Below are 17155 nucleotides of genomic sequence, written 5' to 3' on the forward strand. Positions count from 1 at the left end.
TCTTTTTTTTCCAGCCTTTTTCGCCGACACTGCACGTTCGCCGACAAAGCTCGACGATAACCCGTTGATCATACCAGGAGTCCGCTCGCCATGAGTCAAGAGAACGCCCCCATCTGGCGCAAGCCCATGAGCCTTGAGGGGCTCAATGCCAGCTCCCGCAACACCCTGATGGCTCACCTCGACATCGCCTACACCGATTTTGGCCCCGACTGGCTCGAGGCCACCATGCCGGTGGATCACCGCACCCATCAGCCGCTCGGCATGTTGCACGGCGGGGCGTCCGTGGTGCTGGCGGAGACGCTCGGGTCTCTGGCCGCCAATATGGCGGTGGGGGAGGATAGCTATTGTGTGGGGCTGGAGGTCAATGCCAACCACCTGCGGGCCAAACGGGAAGGGGTGGTGACGGGGCGCTGCTCGCCACTGCATCTGGGGGCGACGACCCAGGTGTGGCAGATAGAAATTCGCGATGAACGTGGTCGTTTATTGTGCACCAGCCGACTCACCATGGCGGTGCTCAAACACAAGCGGGAACGGGACTCCGGCGCAGTCTGATCGGCAATAACGCACCATGAGTGAAAAATAAGCAAGCCATACTCGTCAGATCCCTCTATAATTGCCAACGTCTTGAGAGGCTTATCACATTTTTCAAGACAGCAGAACAAAGTGGCGCTATAATCGCCGCCTTTTTGCTATTCCGCGGTGTTAGCCGCCTGCCTTAATCTGGAAGAATCTATGTCTGATACCGAACAACTGCCCCTTTTTAGTGAGCTTGGACTGGCCGCGCCTGTACTGAAAGCGCTGCAGGACGTGGGCTATGAGCGCCCGTCCCCCATCCAGGCCGCAGCAATTCCCCACCTGATGGCGGGCCACGATCTGCTGGGGCAGGCACAAACCGGTACAGGGAAGACCGCTGCTTTTGCCTTGCCTCTGTTGTCTCGTCTGGAAGCTGGTAACCGCAACACCCAGATCCTGGTGCTGGCGCCGACCCGCGAACTGGCCCTGCAGGTGGCTGAAGCGTGCCAACGCTATGCCCACCACATGCCTGATTTCCACGTGCTGCCCATCTACGGCGGCGCCTCCTACGAAACCCAGACCCGCGCCCTGCGTCGCGGTGCTCAGGTTGTCGTGGGTACTCCGGGCCGTGTGATGGACCTGATCCGTCGCAAGAACCTGGACCTCTCCGGTCTGAAAGCCCTGGTGCTGGACGAAGCGGACGAAATGCTGCGCATGGGCTTTATCGACGACGTGGACTGGATCATGGACCAGTGCCCGTCCGGCCGTCAGGTTGCCCTGTTCTCTGCCACCATGCCGGAGCAGATCCGTCGCGTGGCCCAGAAGCACCTGAAGCAGCCCAAAGAGATCAAGATCGCTTCCAAGACTGCCACCGCCACCACCATCCGCCAGCGCTACTGGCAGGTGACCGGTCTGCACAAGCTGGACGCCATGACCCGTCTGCTGGAAGTGGAATCCTACGAAGCCCTGCTGGTGTTCGTACGCACCAAGAACGCCGCCGAAGAGCTGGCTGGCAAGCTGGCCGCCCGCGGCCACGCCTGTGAAGCCCTGCACGGTGACATCCCGCAGAAGCTGCGTGAGCGTACCGTCGACAAGCTGCGTCAGGGCCAGCTGGACATCCTGATCGCCACCGACGTGGTCGCCCGTGGTCTGGACGTCGAGCGCATCACCCACGTGGTGAACTACGACATTCCCTACGACACCGAGTCCTACGTTCACCGTATCGGCCGTACCGGCCGTGCCGGTCGCAAGGGCGAGGCCATCCTGTTCGTGGCGCCGCGCGAGCGCCGCATGCTGCGCGCCATCGAGCACGCGACCCGTCAGGCCATCGAGCCGATGAAGATGCCGAGCACCGAGGACATCAACCAGCACCGTCTGGCCAAGTTCAAGGAGCGCATCCGCGAAACCATGATGGGCGAAGAGCTCGAGATCTACCACAACCTGGTGAACGAGCTGATCGAAGAGGATTCTGCCGATCCGCTGGAGCTGGCTGCTGCGCTGGCCAAGCTGGTACAGGGCGACCAGCCGCTGCTGCTGGATGACTCCATCCCGGATCCGCTGCTCAATGCCGGCAACGATCGCGGTGGCTTCGAGCGTCGTGAGTTCAACGACCGCGGTGGTCGTGACTTCGGTGACCGTGGCGATCGTCCGGCCCGTCGCATGCCCTCCCTGGAGCCGCGTCCGCTCAAGGACAACCCGGACGTGGAGATGGAGCGCTACCGCGTAGACGTGGGTGCCCATCACGGCGTCAAGCCGGGCCAGATCGTCGGCGCCATTGCCAACGAGGCGAACATCGAGAGCCGCTTCATCGGCAACATCGACATCGCAGACGACTTCTCCACCGTGGACCTGCCCAAAGGCATCAGCCCCGAGGTGCTTGAGGTGATCAAGAAGGCCCGTGTCTGCCAGCGCCCGCTGCAGATCAGCCGCTACACCGAAGTGCCGGCCGGTGGCAACACCAGCAGCCGTCCGCCGCGCGGTGATCGTCCGTTCCGCAGCGACCGTCCTTTCAACAAGGATCGCCGTCCCCAGGGCGACCGTCCTTTCAACAAGGATCGTCGTGAAGGCGGCTTCAACAAGGATCGCAAGTTCAGCAAGCGTCGCGACAGCTAAGCCCGCATCGCACTGACAAGAGGCCGCTCATGGAGCGGCCTTTTTTGTGCCCGTCATTCGGCCAAGCCCTGCGGCCCGGTTATGTCGCGAAGGGGCGGGGGTCTCCAGCGTTGCCGATAAGGGGGCCGACATTGTGTAATCCGGAGCTGGCTAATCGGGTGCTGGCAAGACAACGCGGCCTGCAGCGGCGCCCATGAGGAGTGGCGACTGCGTGCGACTTTGGTCTGAAGGGAAACACCGGCATTTGCATATGGGTCGATTGAGTGCGATGAATACAGTCACCAGAATGCTATGACAAGGAGGGTCAGCATGGGGAAATGGCTTGGCGGGGTGCTGGTGTTGTCCGGGTGTCTCGTGTCGGGGATGGTGTCGGCCGAGGAGTCCTTCCTCCGTATAAAGGGGAATGGCTGCTGCGGTGGCAAGGGGGAGGCTGTGCTGACCCGGGCCGAATTCGAGGCGCTGCCCCAGACGGAGGTGAAGACGGGGACGCCCTGGACCGAGGGGGAGCACCTCTATCGCGGGGTGCTGCTGCGGGATCTGCTCGGTGCCTACGGCCTGAAGAGTCAGGAGATCAAGGCCCTGGCCATCAATGACTACTGGGCTGTGCTGCCGAAGGCGGATGGGGACAAGTATGCGGTGCTGCTGGCGGAGAAGCAGGACGGCAAACCATTGACCCTGCGCAACAAGGGTCCGCTCTGGATCGTCTATCCCCTCTCGGATCATCCCGAACTTGACAAGGAGCTCTATCACAACCGGATGGTGTGGCAATTGGCCGCCATCGAGAGCCAATAAGATGCTGCGCGGCAAGTTTCTGACCCTTCTTCTCATGGTGACCAGTTTTCTGGGGGTCGCCATCTGGTCGGTCTGGAACTATGACCGCGCCTTCAATGCGGTGGCACGCTACACCCAGCTCTCCGCCTGGTCGTTGGCCCAGCTGGAGCTTGAAGTCCACGCCTTCGATGAGGCGCTGAAGTTGTATCGGGCTCGCGCCGTCAGCCGGGAGGAGATGAACAAGCGCTTTGACATCGCCTGGAACCGGCTCGATGTCTTTTTGCATGGGGAGGAGGCAAAGTCGGTTCGGGCACGCTTCGATGCGGACAAGGCGGTCGGCGGAATACTGGTCCTCTTCGAGTCGTACGAACAGGAGGTGGTGAGCGGGGAGCCGGACTCTCCCGGGCTCAAGGCGTTGACGGCGGCACTGGATGAAGACATGCAGGCGGTACGGGACGTGATGGTGAAGAACTTCACCGGGCCCTCCGCCATCGCGCAGCAAGAGTTGATCAACGAGTCGCGGGCCCAGAACTTCTTCATCCTGGGGTTCCTGATGCTGGCGACCATGGTGATGTTGCTGCTGCTGTTTCGCGAGATGCGCCACCAGCACTTTCTGGCCTGGAATGATCCCCTGACCCGATTGCCGAACAGGGCTGCGCTCATCAAACACCTCCAGGAGCGAACCAGGCATCGGAGGTCACGAAGTACCATCACCGTCTGTCTCATCGATCTCGGCCACTTCAGGGAGGTCAACGACAGCCTTGGCTATGAGGTGGGGGACAGCCTACTCAGGGGGCTCGCAGCCCGGATCCGGCGCGCGTCTGGCCCGGGGATCTTCGTCGCCCGTACCGGCAGCGACGAGTTCGCACTCATCATCTCCGGGGCCATGCCCGCCTTTCTCCGTTTCCCGTTTCTGGAGCAGCTGCGCAGCGATCTGGCCGAGCTGGTGTTTGCGGCGGACCCTGCCCATCGGGTTCGGGTCTTCATGGGGATCAGCCAATACGTGCGGCCAAACCACACACCGGAGGAGATGTTGCTGTTTGCCGATATTGCCCTCGACAGCGCCAAGCGCAAGCGATTGCATCGCAACGTGGTCTTCTCCAGCAGCATGTTCCGGCTCCACCAGCGCAAGCGCCAGCTCTCGGCCGAGTTGCGCGAGCTGATCCAGTCTCCGGACTGCCCGCAGCTTCGTCTCGACTATCAGCCCATCGTGCGCAGCCAGAGCGTGGTGCGGCTCGGCGCCGAGGCGCTGATCCGCTGGCAGCACCCGGAATACGGCGCGATACATCCCCTCGACATCGTCGCGCTGGCGGAAGAGAACGGCCTGGGGGAGGCGCTGGGGGAGTGGATCATCCGGCGGTTGCAGCAGGATCTTGCCGGCTTCCCGGCGGCCCTGCTCGAGCCGCTGGAGATCTCCATCAATCTCTCTGGCTCCATGTTCAACATGGGGCTGGCGACGGCGCTGGCTGCGCAGATGGAGGAGGGCCCTCTGGGCCTGGACCAGCTGATTGTGGAGCTGACCGAAACCATTGCCCTGGACGATATTGCCCTGAGCAAGCAGATCATCCAGTCCCTGCGCCAGGCCGGTGTGCGGGTGGCCCTCGACGATTTCGGCACCGGCTGGTCCTCCTTCTCCTACCTGCGTGAACTCTCTTTCGACAAGCTCAAGATCGACCGCTCCTTCATCACCGCCATCGACAAGGATCCCCGTCAGGCGCTGTTCGTCGAGACCATCACCACGTTGTCGCACCAGCTGGGGGTGCAGGTGGTGGCAGAGGGGGTGGAGACCTGGGAAGAGCTCAGGGCGGTGCTTGAGATCGGGGTGGACGAGATCCAGGGGTACTTCTACTCGAAGCCCTTGCCGCTGCCGGAGTTCCTGCTGTTCTGCTGCCGTCATGCGGCCCGAGACACGGCCATGAAAGCGGTGGCGCTGGGTTAGCCCGTCGACCCGTCCCCACCTCCTGACGCGCCACCAGAGACAGAAAAGGCGACCCCGGGGGTCGCCTTTTGTCTGCCTGTTTGTCCTGAATGGGCTCAGAGCACCATGGCGGCAATCCAGCCGAAGATCACCAGCGGGATGTTGTAGTGGATAAAGGTGGGGACCACGCTGTCCCAGATGTGGTCGTGCTGGCCATCGGCGTTGAGGCCCGACGTGGGGCCCAGGGTCGAGTCGGAGGCGGGGGAGCCCGCATCTCCGAGCGCGCCGGCGGTGCCCACCAGGGCGATGGTCGCCATGGGCGAGAAGCCGAGGTGGATGCACAGGGGCACATAGATGGTGGCGATGATGGGCACGGTGGAGAAGGAGGAGCCTATGCCCATGGTGATGAGCAGCCCCACCAGCAGCATCAGGAAGGCGGCCAGCCCCTTGTGACCGGCCATCATGCCGGAGACGGACTGCACCAGACTCTCGACGCCGTGGGTCTCCTTCATCACGGCGGCGAAGCCGGCGGCGGAGATCATGATGAAGCCGATGAGGGACATCATGCGCACCCCCTGGGTAAAGGCGTCCTGACTCTCGCGGAACTTGATGACGCCGCCACAGGTGAAGATGACGAAACCCGCCAGCGCCCCGAGGACGATGCTGTTGGTCATCAGCTGCAGGCCCAGCGCCACGGCGATGGCCAGCAGGGCGACCCAGATGTGGTTCAGGTTGAGATCCACCGTCTCGGGCTCGGCGGCCAGGATCTTCTGCAGGTCATACTGGCGCGGCTTGCGGTAGGTGAAGAAGACGGCGAGAAGCAGGCCGACGAACATGCCCAGCACCGGAATGGCCATCGCCAGCGGCAGCTGGCTGTATTCCACCGGCACGCCGTTGTCGACGAGGTTCTTGGCCAGGATGTTGTTCAGGAAGATACCGCCAAAACCCACCGGCAGCAGCATATAGGTCGCGGTCAGGCCGAAGGTGATGACGCAGGCCACCTGGCGGCGATCGATCTGCATCTGGGCCATGACGTGCAGGAGCGGCGGGATCAGGATGGGAATGAAGGCGATGTGTACCGGGATCAGGTTCTGGGAAGAGATGGAGACCGCGAGCACGGAGGCGAGCAGCAGGCTCTTGACCCAGAGGATGCGGGCGCTGCTGGCATCCTTGCCGAGCTGGCTTATCACCTTGCGAGCCAGCAAGTCGGTGATGCCGGAGCGGGAGATGGCCACCGCGAAGGCGCCCAGCATGGCGTAGGAGAGGGCGATCTCGGCGCCGCCACCCAGACCACCGGTGAAGGTGCTGAGGGTCTGCTCGAGGGAGAGTCCGCCGAGCAGACCACCCACAATCGCACCGATGGCGAGGGAGACCACCACATTGATCCGCAGCAGGCTGAGCACCAGCATCAGCGCCACTGCGATAACAACAGGATTCATTTGATTTCCTTATAGTTTGTGTTGCTGTCTGTCGTGTGAAAGGCAGTTAGTTTGCGAAAAACGTGACAAATGTCGAGAAAAAAATCGGCCATAGCCGTGATTCGGCAGCATCTTGTCGTTGAGTATGGATCTGGGCTTGAATCTCGTCCCTCTTTGGCGCCCATACCAGGCAGAAGGGCATGCAGTCTGACCTGATGGGCGGCCTGGCTACCCTGGAAACAGACAGGCTGCCATGGGGCAGCCTGTTGCAGGAGTGTTCAGGCACTCACTGTTCGGCCTCGCCGGCGGCTTCCTCCGGGTTGGCGGGCGGCCAGCCTCCCAGGCTCTTCCAGCGATTGACGATATGACAGAACAGCTCGGTGGTGCGTTCTGTGTCGTAGAGGGCGGAGTGCGCCTCTTTGTTGTCAAAGGGGATGCTGGCGCTCTGGCATGCCTTGGCGAGGACCGTCTGCCCCAGGGCCAGGCCCGAGAGGGCCGCGGTGTCGAAGGTGGCGAAGGGGTGGAAGGGATTGCGCTTGAGGCCGGCCCGCTCGGCGGCGGCCATGACGAAGCCGTGATCGAAGGTGGCGTTGTGAGCAACGATGATGGCACGGCCACAGTCCTGCTCTTTCATGCCCTTGCGCACTCCCTTGAAGATCTCGGTGAGTGCCTCCTTCTCCTCCACGGCGCCGCGCAGGGGATTGAAGGGGTCGATGCCGGTGAACTCCAGCGCCGCCTTCTCCAGATTGGCGCCCTCAAAGGGGGTCACGTGAAAATGGAAGATCTGGTCGGGCACGAGCCAGCCCTGTTCATCCATCTTGAGGGTATGGGCTGCGATCTCCAGCAGGGCATCTGTCTTGGCATTGAATCCGGCGGTTTCAACATCGATGACGACGGGGTAAAAGCCACGAAAGCGGCCCTTGAGGGTGTGAACGGCGTCGGTCATGGTATCTCGGTCGGCGTGAAAGGAGGCGGCATTATGGCAAAAAAGCAGGCCCTTGTCCCTCATCCGCCGATATGGGAGGGTGTTCGGTTCTATTTGAAGCACTTGCGCCTATAATTGGCGACTTCAACCATGGAGGGAGAGGCGATGAAAAAGCTGGGATTGGCACACAAGATGCTGCTGGTAGTCTGTTTGCCACTGTTGGCCCTGCTGTTCTTTTCTGGTCGGTACGTCTATGAACGCTACCAGGTCGAACAGGAGATGAGCGAGGCGCTGGCCGCGCTGGCCGTGGTGAAGGAGGCGGCGCAGCTGGCCCATGAGCTGCAAAAGGAGCGCGGCATGTCGGCCGGCTTCCTGGGCTCCGGCGGCAACAAGTTCCGCGACGCCCTGCCGACCCAGCGCAAGGTGGTCGACACCCTGCTGCAACGCTTCCAGCAGGATCCGGCCTTGCTGGCCCTGACCGAGGTACAGCAGGGGCTGGCCGGGCTGACCGCCATGCGTGAGCGGGTCAGCGCCCTGGGAGTCGAGGTGGCGGATCAGGTTGGCTTCTATACCCGCCTGGTGACCCAGCTGCTGGCCGTGGTGGATCAGATCAGTGTCGACAGCCACGACGCCACCATAGCGCTGCAAACCAATGCCTATGCCGCTTTCCTGCAGAGCAAGGAGCGCATGGGGCTGGAGCGGGCGACCCTGAGCAACGTGTTCGGGCGCGACAGCTTCACGCCGGCACTGTTGCAGCAGTTCATCTCCCTCCTGTCCGCCCAGAATACCTACCTCGAGCGTTTCCAGGCGGTGGCGAGCCCCTCCCAGCGTCAGCTGCTGAGCGACAGCCTGGCGTCCCCCGTGGTGGCCAGGGTGGCGGACATGGAGACGCTGGCCCTGGAGAAGGCGACCAGCGGCGGGTTCGGGATCGATGCCGAAGCCTGGTTTGCCCTGAGCACCGACAAGATAGGCCTGCTCAAGGAGATAGAAGACAGCCTCTATCAGCAGCTGCTCGAGCGGGTCGAGCAGATGCGGGCCAGGAGTGCGGGCGCATTCTGGTGGGGGGCGCTCGGCGTGCTCCTGTGCATCGCCCTGACCACCTTCGTCAGCTGGCGGGTGGTGCGGGATCTGCACCTGGGCTTCATGGCCCTGCACCAGACCTTCAAGAAGCTGGTGCAGGAGAACGACCTGACCGTGCGGGTTAACTGGCGCTCGGGGGACGAGCTGGGGGCGCTGGCGCAGGACTTGAACCGCTTCCTCGCCCATCTGGAGAGTCTGTTGCTGGCGGTGCGCCGCTCCTGCGACGTGCTGATGCACAGCGCCGCCACCTCGGCCAGCGTCATTGCTGAGGTGAATGCCGGCGTGGCCAAGGGATTCGGGCAGGTGGATCTGGTGGCGACCGCCGCCACCGAGATGGCCTCGACGGTGGCCGAGATTGCCCGCAACGCCACCCAGACCTCCCAGGCGACCCAGCAGGCCATCGGCCGGGCCCGGCAGGGTGACAAGGAGGTGGATCAGACCATAGACGCTATCCAGCAGGTGGCGGGCACCCTGGCCGACACCCGGCTGCTGGTGGACAGCCTGCACCGTGACACCGAGTCGGTGGGGGAGGCCTTGAGCCTCATCAAGCAGATTTCCGACAGGACCAATCTGCTGGCCCTCAATGCGGCCATCGAGGCGGCCCGCGCCGGGGAGTCCGGGCGCGGCTTTGCGGTGGTGGCCGAAGAGGTGAGGGCGCTCGCCGGGCGCACCCAGCAGGCGGCGGATGAGATAGAGCAGATGCTGGGTCGCCTGCGCCAGGGGGCCGATCAGGCGGTCACGGCCATGCACATGGGCACGGAGCAGGCAGGCCTCAGCGTGACGGAGGCCAAGCGGGCGGGGAATGAGTTGACCGACATCGTCAACGAGGTGCGCAAGGTGAGCGACATGACCGCCCAGGTGGCCACCGCCACCGAGGAGCAGCGCTACGTGACGGACGATATCCAGCACAACGTGTTGACCATCCGCGAAGTGTACGAGGCGCATCGCCAGCATTCTGAAACCCTGCAGCAGCACAGTGCCGAGCTGGACAAACTGGCCCGCGAGCTGGCGGGGCGCCTCGCCAGCTTCAAACTGATGGCGCATTCTTCCCCCCACTGAGCGTTTTGCCCTAAAGCTTGCCCCGCTACGGCCGATAGGTAATTCGAGATAGCGTGGAGGGCAAGCCGTTGAATGCTTGGGTGTTGGGGTTGGTCAGCATATCAGTGAGTATGCAGTTGCAGGCGGGAGTGACCGAATTCGGCGCCGGCCTGGATCAATCCGTCTGGCGCCTGACTTCGGATACCCAGGTGGAGTGCAGGCTGGAGCATCCCATTCCCCGCTGGGGCACGGGGGCTTTCGTCAGCCGGGCGGGTCGCAAGATCAATCTGGATTTCGAGCTGAAAGGACAGCGCCCCCAGGCGCGCACCCAGACAGTGAGTCTCGGGATAATGCCTCCCAGCTGGCGCCCCGGTGTCGCGGGGCGGCAGATAAGCCAGCTGCAGTTTTACCAGCAGTTCGACGGCCTGGTCGCGGGCCAGACCGCCTGGACCATGCTGGACGAACTGGAAGGGGGGCGCATGCCGACCTTCCAGTATCGTGACTGGTATCGTCAGGACAGGCCGGTCCGGGTCTCCCTCTCCTCGGTCAACTTCAGGGTCAAGTACCAGGCTTTCATGGACTGTCTGAGCGGCCTTTTGCCCTACAGCTTCAACGACATCGCCTTCAGCGTGCTCTCCTACGACAAGAACAGCGATCAGTTGTCACCGGCCTCCAAGCGGCGACTGGCGATGATCGGTGACTATGTGAAGGCGGACAAGAGCATCGATGTGGTGGTGATCGACGCTTACAGCGACAGCTATGGCGGCCGCTGGCCAAACCAGAAGCTCTCCGAGAAGCGGGCCGATGCCATCAAGCAGGTGTTTGTGGATCTTGGCATCGAGGAGGGCAAGATCTCGGTGGAAGGCCATGGCGAGAAACAGCATGTGGCCTCCAATGAGACGGATGCGGGGCGTGCCAAAAACCGGCGGGTGGTGATCAACATGGGTCGTAACGGTACCATCTGACCATCTGACCATCTGACCATCTGACCATCTGACCATCTGACCATCTGACCATCTGACCATCTGACCATCTGACCATCTGACCATCTGACCATCTGACCATCTGACCATCTGACCATCTGACCATCTGACCTTCTGACCTTCTGACCTTCTGACCTTCTGACCTTCTGACCTTCTGACCGGGTGGCCGTGGTGATGATGAGGGCGGCCTCTTTTCTCATGCCGCCATGAAATCCAGCCATAAAAAATGCCAGTCGGCCGGGCCGACTGGCATTTTTTTCAAGGATACGCGCTTACTTGGCCAGGGATTCCGGCAGTTCTTCGCGGATCTTGCCGAGCATCTCTTTCAGGACGCGGGGGTTGGCCACGACGATGTTGCCGGAGTTCTCGTAGTTGTGACCACCGACGAAGTCGGTGACGATGGCGCCGGCTTCCTTGGCCAGCAGCTCACCGGCTGCGGTGTCCCAGGGCTTCAGGCCGATTTCCCAGAAACCGTCGATGCGACCGGCGGCCACATAGGCCAGGTCCAGGGCGGCAGAGCCGGCACGGCGGATGTCGGCACATTCGATGAACATGCTCTGGAACATCTTCAGGTAAGACTCGATGTGGTGCTTCTGCTTGAACGGGAAACCGGTGGCCAGGATGGTGCCGGACAGTTCTTTGGCCTTGCCGACACGGATACGGTAGCCGTTCAGCTGGGCGCCGCTGCCACGGGTCGCGGTGAACAGCTCATCGCGGATGGGATCGTAGATGACGGCTTGTTCGGTCTTGCCCTTGACGCGCAGGGCGATGGAGACGGCAAAGTGCGGAATGCCCTTGACCAGGTTGGTCGTGCCATCCAGTGGGTCGATGATCCATTGGTAATCCGGATTGGTACCGGCGATCTCACCAGACTCTTCAGCCACGATGCTGTGTTCCGGGTAAGATTTTTTGATGGTATGAATGATGGCCGCTTCGGCGTCACGGTCAACGTTGGTCACGAAGTCATTGCTGCCCTTCTGGATAACCTCGATGTTCTCGGGTTGAGAGAAGGCTTTTACTACAACTTGACCGGCGTTGCGCGCAGCGCGCACGGCGATATTCAGCATCGGATGCATAGGTTCACCACTGGATGTTAAAGAACGGGGGATAAAAGGACGCGGTATCTTACCAGTATTCCGGGGAATGGCAACCATTATAGCCTGGCACGTACATATCCCGGACTGATAGATCTGACGGCTCCAATAAAGGCTCATCTTCGTCTAATCTTATCGCGACAGCTGGATAACAGGCTGTGGTTAGCATAGGGACATGAACCATGAATCTGTCATTAGTCAGTCAAAAACCGTCGGCGACGACAACATTGGACGTGTTGGCCGCCTTGCGTCGTGCCAACGGGTCAGGGGATTACTTCCGCGAGGTCAGGGTGACGGAGCCGGAGCAGTGGCAACCGTCGAAGGAAGAGGCGGCCGTCTTGCTGCTGGAAGACGATGATGGGGCATGGCCGGCCCCCGTCTGGAGCACCAGCGGCGACACCCTGGGGCTGCCGGTGTTGCCCCTTCTGGTGCAGCGGCAATATGATCGGCCTCGCCAGGGGCCGGACGTCAGGGATCCACATTTCTATTTCGTCTCCAACGGCATCGTGCTGGACGAGGGGGAGCTGACGGATCCCGCCTGCGGCCTGGTATTGCAGAGCAAGCTGGGATCCTACTTCCCGCTGCTCTCCCGCCTCATCCTGCTGCGTCAGCGTCAACCCATGGTGCTGTGCAGCTAGCGACCCATCTCCCCTGATGCAGACTGTTCAAGCGGCGCAATATTTGTCATAAGGAACAAGGAAATATGTTACACCGGTGGGCCGGTATAACATGTTCCAACAGACCGATATGCGCCGCGAGCCATGGCGCCTGCACGCCAGACGACAATGGTTCGTGTCTGCTTCGCCACAGGAGGTGAGATGAAGATTTATGAATTGAAACGGGCCCCCAACGCCCGCCGGGTCAGGATGTTTCTGGCGGAGAAGGGGATCGAGATGGCCTATCAACAGGTCGATCTGGGCGCGGGGGAGAACCTCGCGCCCGAGTTTCTGGCCAAGAACCCGGCGGGGCGTATCCCGGTGCTCGAGCTCGATGACGGCACCTATCTCAGCGAGACCCTGGCCATCTGCCGTTATTTCGAAGAACTGCATCCCGAGCCCAACCTGTTTGGCCGCACGGCACTGGAGCGCGCCACCGTCGAGATGTGGAGCCGCTTCATCGAGTTCAACCTCTGGTTGCCGACGGGCATGGCGTTTCGCCACATCACAGGTTTTTACAAGGACAGGGAGACCGTCTTCCCCGAGTGGGGCGAAGAGTGCAAGCAGCAGGCCCTGACCTGGTTTGCCAAGCTCGATGCCAGGCTGGCCGAGCAGCCCTATGTGGCGGGGGAGCGCTTCACCATCGCCGACATCCTGGCCCTGTGCTCCATCGACTTTGGCAAGGTCGTCGATATTCGCATCGCCCCCGAACAGCGTCATTTGCAGGCTTGGCACGACAGGGTGAGTTCACGTCCCAGCGCCCAGGCCTGATACTCATGTTTGAACATTCAAGGAGTCCAAGATGATAGATCTGTATACCGCCGCCACTCCCAATGGCTTCAAGATCTCGATCGCCCTCGAAGAGATGGGACTGCCCTACAGGGTGATCCCCCTCGACTTCTCGACCATGGAGCAGAAGCAGCCCGAGTTCCTGGCCATCAACCCCAATGGCCGCATCCCGGCCATCGTCGATCGGGACAACGGGGACTTCGCTGTGTTCGAGTCCGGCGCCATCCTTCTCTATCTGGCGGAGAAGACCGGCAAGTTGCTGCCCCAGGATCCGAAGCGCCGCTCCCAGGCCATCCAGTGGCTGATGTTCCAGATGGGCGGTGTCGGTCCCATGATGGGGCAGGCCAACGTCTTCTATCGCTATTTCCCCGAGAAGATCCCGGCCGCCATCGAGCGTTACCAGAAGGAGGGGCGCCGCCTCTTCGAGGTGCTCGATGGCCATCTGGCGAATCATGAGTACCTGGCCGACGAGTACAGTATCGCCGACATCGCCACCTGGCCCTGGGTGCGCATTCATGACTGGAGCGGCATCTCCATCGAGGGGCTGGTGCACCTGCAGGCCTGGATGGCACGGATGGAGGCCAAGCCGGCTTGCCAGAAGGGCATCACCATACCGCCACGCAACGAGACCCCCGAGGATCAGGTCAAGCGGGCACAGCAGATGGTGACCCGCTGACGCAAGAGGATGGCCCGTGACGGGCCATCTCTTTTTCCCCTCTCCTCTATCCCCCCTTCCTTGCATCTCTTTCCCCATTGCCCGCCTTGCGCCCTTGTGTTCCTGAGCCTCTCACCGAGGATGGTGTGGTGGCGGGTGGTTCATGGACGGGGTTCTGGCGGGCAAACAGGCCAGACGTGGCGGCTAAGGGCTGAAGGGGAGGTGGGCTAAGGGTGTCGGAATACCGATCACGACCCGGTGAACGACCGGCTGACGGGGACTCAGGCTCGTCACATTAGAAAAACTTGGGAAAGCAGATTATAAAGATTCGTTCGTTTTTTGTGACATGAATCACTAAGATTATCGCAAGCCAAAGAGCGTCCTGCTCCTGGCGGGTGCGGGTCCTCCGCCTTGTTTCATTTCTTCAACGACCCTTGTCTGACTCCTCCTGCAGATCCCTGCCCGGAGGGTGGCGGCTTATTGATTTTTTCGGACGACAGCTATGTATCGGCACAGTTTCTATCCCCTGTTTTTCCTGACCATCCTGATGGTCGCCGTGGGTCAGATGACCCAGACCCTCTACGTGCCCTCCATTCCCATGATGGCGGGGGACTTCAACGTGGCCTCCGGCCAGCTGCAGGCGGTGATGGCCTGCTACCTGATCCCGTACGGCCTTTCCCAGTTTGTCTACGGCCCCTTGTCGGATCGCATCGGCCGTCGCCCCATCATCATCATCGGCATGATGGTGTTCCTGGTGGGTACCCTGACCATCCAGCTGATCCCGAGTTTCATGGCGCTGCTGGCGGGCAGCTTCATCCAGGGGCTGGGGACCGGGGCCGGCGGCGCCATGAGCCGCACCCTGATGCGCGACCGCTACACCGGCGCCGAGCTCAACCGGGCCAACAGCCTGGTCAGCATGGGGGTGATCTTCTCCCCGCTGCTGGCCCCCGTGCTGGGTGGCTGGCTGACCGAGCTGTTCAACTGGCGTGCGGGCTACTGGTTCCTGTTCGGCTTTGGCGCCGTGGCGACCCTGGCCATACTGGCCTGGTTTGTCGAAACCTTGCCGGAGGAGGCCCGTCAGCAGCCGCTGCGAGTCGGTGCCGCCTATCGCCACGTGCTCGGCAACCCGCGTTTTCAGGGCAACCTGCTCTGCCTGATGGCGACCTTCGCCGGTCTGGCGGTGTTTGAAGCGGCCGCCGGCGTGCTGCTGGGCGACGTGCTCAAGCTGAGTGCCCGCACCGTCAGCGTGCTGTTCGTACTGCCGCTGCCCGGCTACCTGTTCGGTGCCTGGCTCTCTGCCAAGCTGAGTTTTCGCCTGAGCCAGGGCAAGCTGATGCGCCTTGGCATTGCCTTCCTGGCGCTGGGGGCGCTCATCATCCTGCTGCCCGGTCTGTTCGGGATAGTGAGTGCCGCTTCCCTGGTGGGTGGAGCTGCCGTCTACTTCATCGGCAGCGGTATCCTCTATCCGACCGCCACCTCCTGCGCCATCGAACCCTTCCCGGGCCAGGCGGGCACCGCCGGTGCCATCCTCGGTGGCATGCAGAACCTGGGGGCCGGCATCGTGACCCTGCTGGCGGCCTGCTTCCCGATGGAGGGGCAGGTGACCCTGGGCGCCATCATGACACTGATGGTGCTGATCGTGGCGCTGAGCTTCCTCTGGCTGCGTCACCACGGTTCGCCTCACGAGCAGATGGCCGTGTGAGCCTAATGATGTGAAAAGACCCGCCCGAGTTGGCGGGTTTTTTATGGGCCGCCGCTGGGGGCTGATATGCCGGATGACTGCAACTGCTGGGGGAGGGGGCTGCCGCGCAGGCAAAGAAAAAGCCCGTCACGCTGGTGACGGGCTTTTTGCTGTTGGTACCCCGGAGATGCCGTTGCCGGTTTGGGCCCTTGAACCGTCGGTTCAAGGCGGGGATCGGATCTGACCGCAGGCTTCTCGGTCGTGCCGAGCATGCGCAATAGCCAGAAGGCAGATCCCCTGTTTGGTATGAATATCGGCTCGGGGACTTGAACCGGCTGACAAACACCCCAGGGAATTTCAAAAACGTTGCGAGTTAGGGTTGTACGCCTTCGTCGCTGGATTCGCCATATTGTCCGTGCTCGATCAAGGCCGCTTCGATGGTGCGTTGCAGCATCTTGATCCGCTTGTCCATGGTCTCAGAGTATTGGTGATTCTTGTCTTTTTCAAGACAGAGCTCATGGCAGAAATTGAGTGCTGCCATGACTGCCAGCTGTTCGTTGCTGGAGACCTTGGAACGTTGACGAAGCTCGATGAGTTTGTCGGTCAGCTGGTCGGCGGCCTGGCGCAGGGCATCCTGTTGTCCCAGGGGACAGGACACCTTGTAGGGACGTCCCAAAATGACGATTTCTACGGCCTCTATGCTCATGCCTTCCTCAATACGGCGGGGCTGATTTCCGCCTTTATCCACGTGGACAACTGGGCGGGACTATATAGCGCAGATGCAGAACTTTCAAGGCCTTGCTGGCTCTGGAGAGGGGAGAATGCTAGGATCCGGGCCATAAATTCTGCATATTTGCCTGAACTTTGAGCGGATCCCCGATGAGCAAAACGAACCCCCTGAAATACGCGGCCGTGGCCGACCTGATGGAGCAGCACGAGCTGATGGCGACGGCTGTCGAGGCCCATGGCGTGATCTGCGGCCTGGTGTGCGGTGGCGTGGCACTGGACGACAAGAGCTGGCTGCCCCACTTCAACGATCTGGTCAACGACGGCTTCGGCCTGCCGGCCCCGGTGCGCCAGGTGATGACCGAACTCTATCAGGAGGTCATCGAGAGCCTGATGGCGCAAAAAGGGGTCGAGTTGCTGCTGCCGAATGACGAAACGCCCCTCGACGAGCGCATCGATGCCCTGGTGGACTGGTCCCAGGCCTTCCTCGCCGGTTTTGGCGTGGTGCAGCAGGAGCTCTCCAAGGCATCCGAAGAGCTGCAGGAGATGATCCAGGACATCGCCAGCATCACCCAGGTCTCTGCGGAGTTCGATCAGGAGGACGACGAGAACGAAGCCTCCTTCCTGGTGCTCTACGAACATGTACGCCTCGGGGTCATGATGGCGTTCGAGGAGTTTGGCAAGCGCCCGGACGCACCGAGCACCCCGCCGACCCTGCATTGAGCATCCGGCCAACCCGGTACATGAGAAAAAGAGCGCCCCATGGCGCTCTTTTTTTGTCGATGGTGGGGGGAAA

At 61.8% G+C, this 17155-nt stretch carries 15 protein-coding genes and 1 other RNA gene; 11 read left to right on the plus strand and 5 right to left on the minus strand.

What is annotated here, in order from left to right:
• Positions 1-90: 90 nt before the first annotated feature.
• The 4 genes from J9885_RS15220 (at position 91) to J9885_RS15235 (ending at position 5335) form a co-directional block, all read left to right on the plus strand.
• Complete coding sequence (locus J9885_RS15220) at positions 91-552, plus strand: hotdog fold thioesterase (RefSeq protein ID WP_210549942.1); 462 nt, start codon at positions 91-93, stop codon at positions 550-552.
• Between the two features lie 180 nt (positions 553-732).
• A complete protein-coding gene (locus J9885_RS15225; RefSeq protein ID WP_043759808.1) occupies positions 733-2625 on the plus strand; it encodes a DEAD/DEAH box helicase in 1893 nt (630 codons plus the stop codon).
• A 309-nt stretch (positions 2626-2934) separates the two neighbouring features.
• Entirely contained in the window at positions 2935-3417 is a 483-nt protein-coding gene (locus tag J9885_RS15230; RefSeq protein ID WP_210549943.1) for a molybdopterin-binding oxidoreductase, read from the plus strand.
• Position 3418: 1 nt separating this feature from the next.
• Positions 3419-5335, plus strand: coding sequence for a bifunctional diguanylate cyclase/phosphodiesterase (locus tag J9885_RS15235; RefSeq protein ID WP_210549944.1), 1917 nt, complete (start codon positions 3419-3421; stop codon positions 5333-5335).
• A 95-nt stretch (positions 5336-5430) separates the two neighbouring features.
• On the opposite strand, the gene J9885_RS15240 is transcribed toward J9885_RS15235, so the two are convergent.
• Positions 5431-6753, minus strand: coding sequence for a Na+/H+ antiporter family protein (locus tag J9885_RS15240; RefSeq protein WP_210549945.1), 1323 nt, complete (start codon positions 6751-6753; stop codon positions 5431-5433).
• Between the two features lie 265 nt (positions 6754-7018).
• Entirely contained in the window at positions 7019-7678 is a 660-nt protein-coding gene (gene rnt, locus J9885_RS15245) for a ribonuclease T (RefSeq protein ID WP_043759816.1), read from the minus strand.
• Positions 7679-7822: 144 nt separating this feature from the next.
• Here rnt and J9885_RS15250 point away from each other — a divergent pair, with 144 nt between their 5' ends.
• Positions 7823-9796 carry a methyl-accepting chemotaxis protein gene (locus J9885_RS15250; protein ID WP_210549946.1) on the plus strand — a complete coding sequence of 658 codons (1974 nt, stop codon included), beginning with the start codon at positions 7823-7825 and terminating at the stop codon, positions 9794-9796.
• 68 nt (positions 9797-9864) lie between these two features.
• Positions 9865-10740: an OmpA family protein gene (locus tag J9885_RS15255; protein WP_197068419.1), complete on the plus strand. Its 876-nt coding sequence runs from the start codon at positions 9865-9867 to the stop codon at positions 10738-10740.
• 290 nt (positions 10741-11030) lie between these two features.
• Here the strand turns inward: J9885_RS15255 and suhB are convergent, their stop codons facing one another.
• The gene (gene suhB, locus J9885_RS15260) at positions 11031-11834 is read right to left on the minus strand and encodes an inositol-1-monophosphatase (protein WP_043759823.1); all 804 of its coding nucleotides are present in this window, start codon (positions 11832-11834) and stop codon (positions 11031-11033) included.
• A gap of 200 nt (positions 11835-12034) precedes the next feature.
• Here suhB and J9885_RS15265 point away from each other — a divergent pair, with 200 nt between their 5' ends.
• The 4 genes from J9885_RS15265 to emrD all read left to right on the plus strand — a co-directional run bounded on the left by J9885_RS15265 (position 12035) and on the right by emrD (position 15654).
• Positions 12035-12490, plus strand: a complete 456-nt coding sequence (locus tag J9885_RS15265) for a hypothetical protein (protein WP_210549947.1) — start codon at positions 12035-12037, stop codon at positions 12488-12490.
• Positions 12491-12670: 180 nt separating this feature from the next.
• Positions 12671-13279 carry a glutathione S-transferase family protein gene (locus J9885_RS15270; RefSeq protein WP_210549948.1) on the plus strand — a complete coding sequence of 203 codons (609 nt, stop codon included), beginning with the start codon at positions 12671-12673 and terminating at the stop codon, positions 13277-13279.
• Between the two features lie 31 nt (positions 13280-13310).
• Positions 13311-13973, plus strand: coding sequence for a glutathione S-transferase N-terminal domain-containing protein (locus J9885_RS15275; protein ID WP_210549949.1), 663 nt, complete (start codon positions 13311-13313; stop codon positions 13971-13973).
• Positions 13974-14454: 481 nt separating this feature from the next.
• Positions 14455-15654: a multidrug efflux MFS transporter EmrD gene (gene emrD / locus J9885_RS15280; RefSeq protein WP_210549950.1), complete on the plus strand. Its 1200-nt coding sequence runs from the start codon at positions 14455-14457 to the stop codon at positions 15652-15654.
• A 153-nt stretch (positions 15655-15807) separates the two neighbouring features.
• On the opposite strand, the gene ssrS is transcribed toward emrD, so the two are convergent.
• Together ssrS and zapA are read right to left on the minus strand one after the other, a co-directional pair.
• Positions 15808-15990: non-coding RNA, 6S RNA (gene ssrS / locus J9885_RS15285), on the minus strand.
• A gap of 16 nt (positions 15991-16006) precedes the next feature.
• Entirely contained in the window at positions 16007-16339 is a 333-nt protein-coding gene (gene zapA / locus J9885_RS15290; RefSeq protein ID WP_210549951.1) for a cell division protein ZapA, read from the minus strand.
• A 173-nt stretch (positions 16340-16512) separates the two neighbouring features.
• Between zapA and J9885_RS15295 the strand changes: the two genes are divergently transcribed.
• Positions 16513-17082, plus strand: coding sequence for a UPF0149 family protein (locus tag J9885_RS15295; protein ID WP_134695620.1), 570 nt, complete (start codon positions 16513-16515; stop codon positions 17080-17082).
• Positions 17083-17155 lie beyond the last annotated feature (73 nt).

The sequence above is a fragment of the Aeromonas sp. SrichE-2G genome, assembly GCF_017939565.1.
Lineage (GTDB): Bacteria > Pseudomonadota > Gammaproteobacteria > Enterobacterales > Aeromonadaceae > Aeromonas > Aeromonas taiwanensis.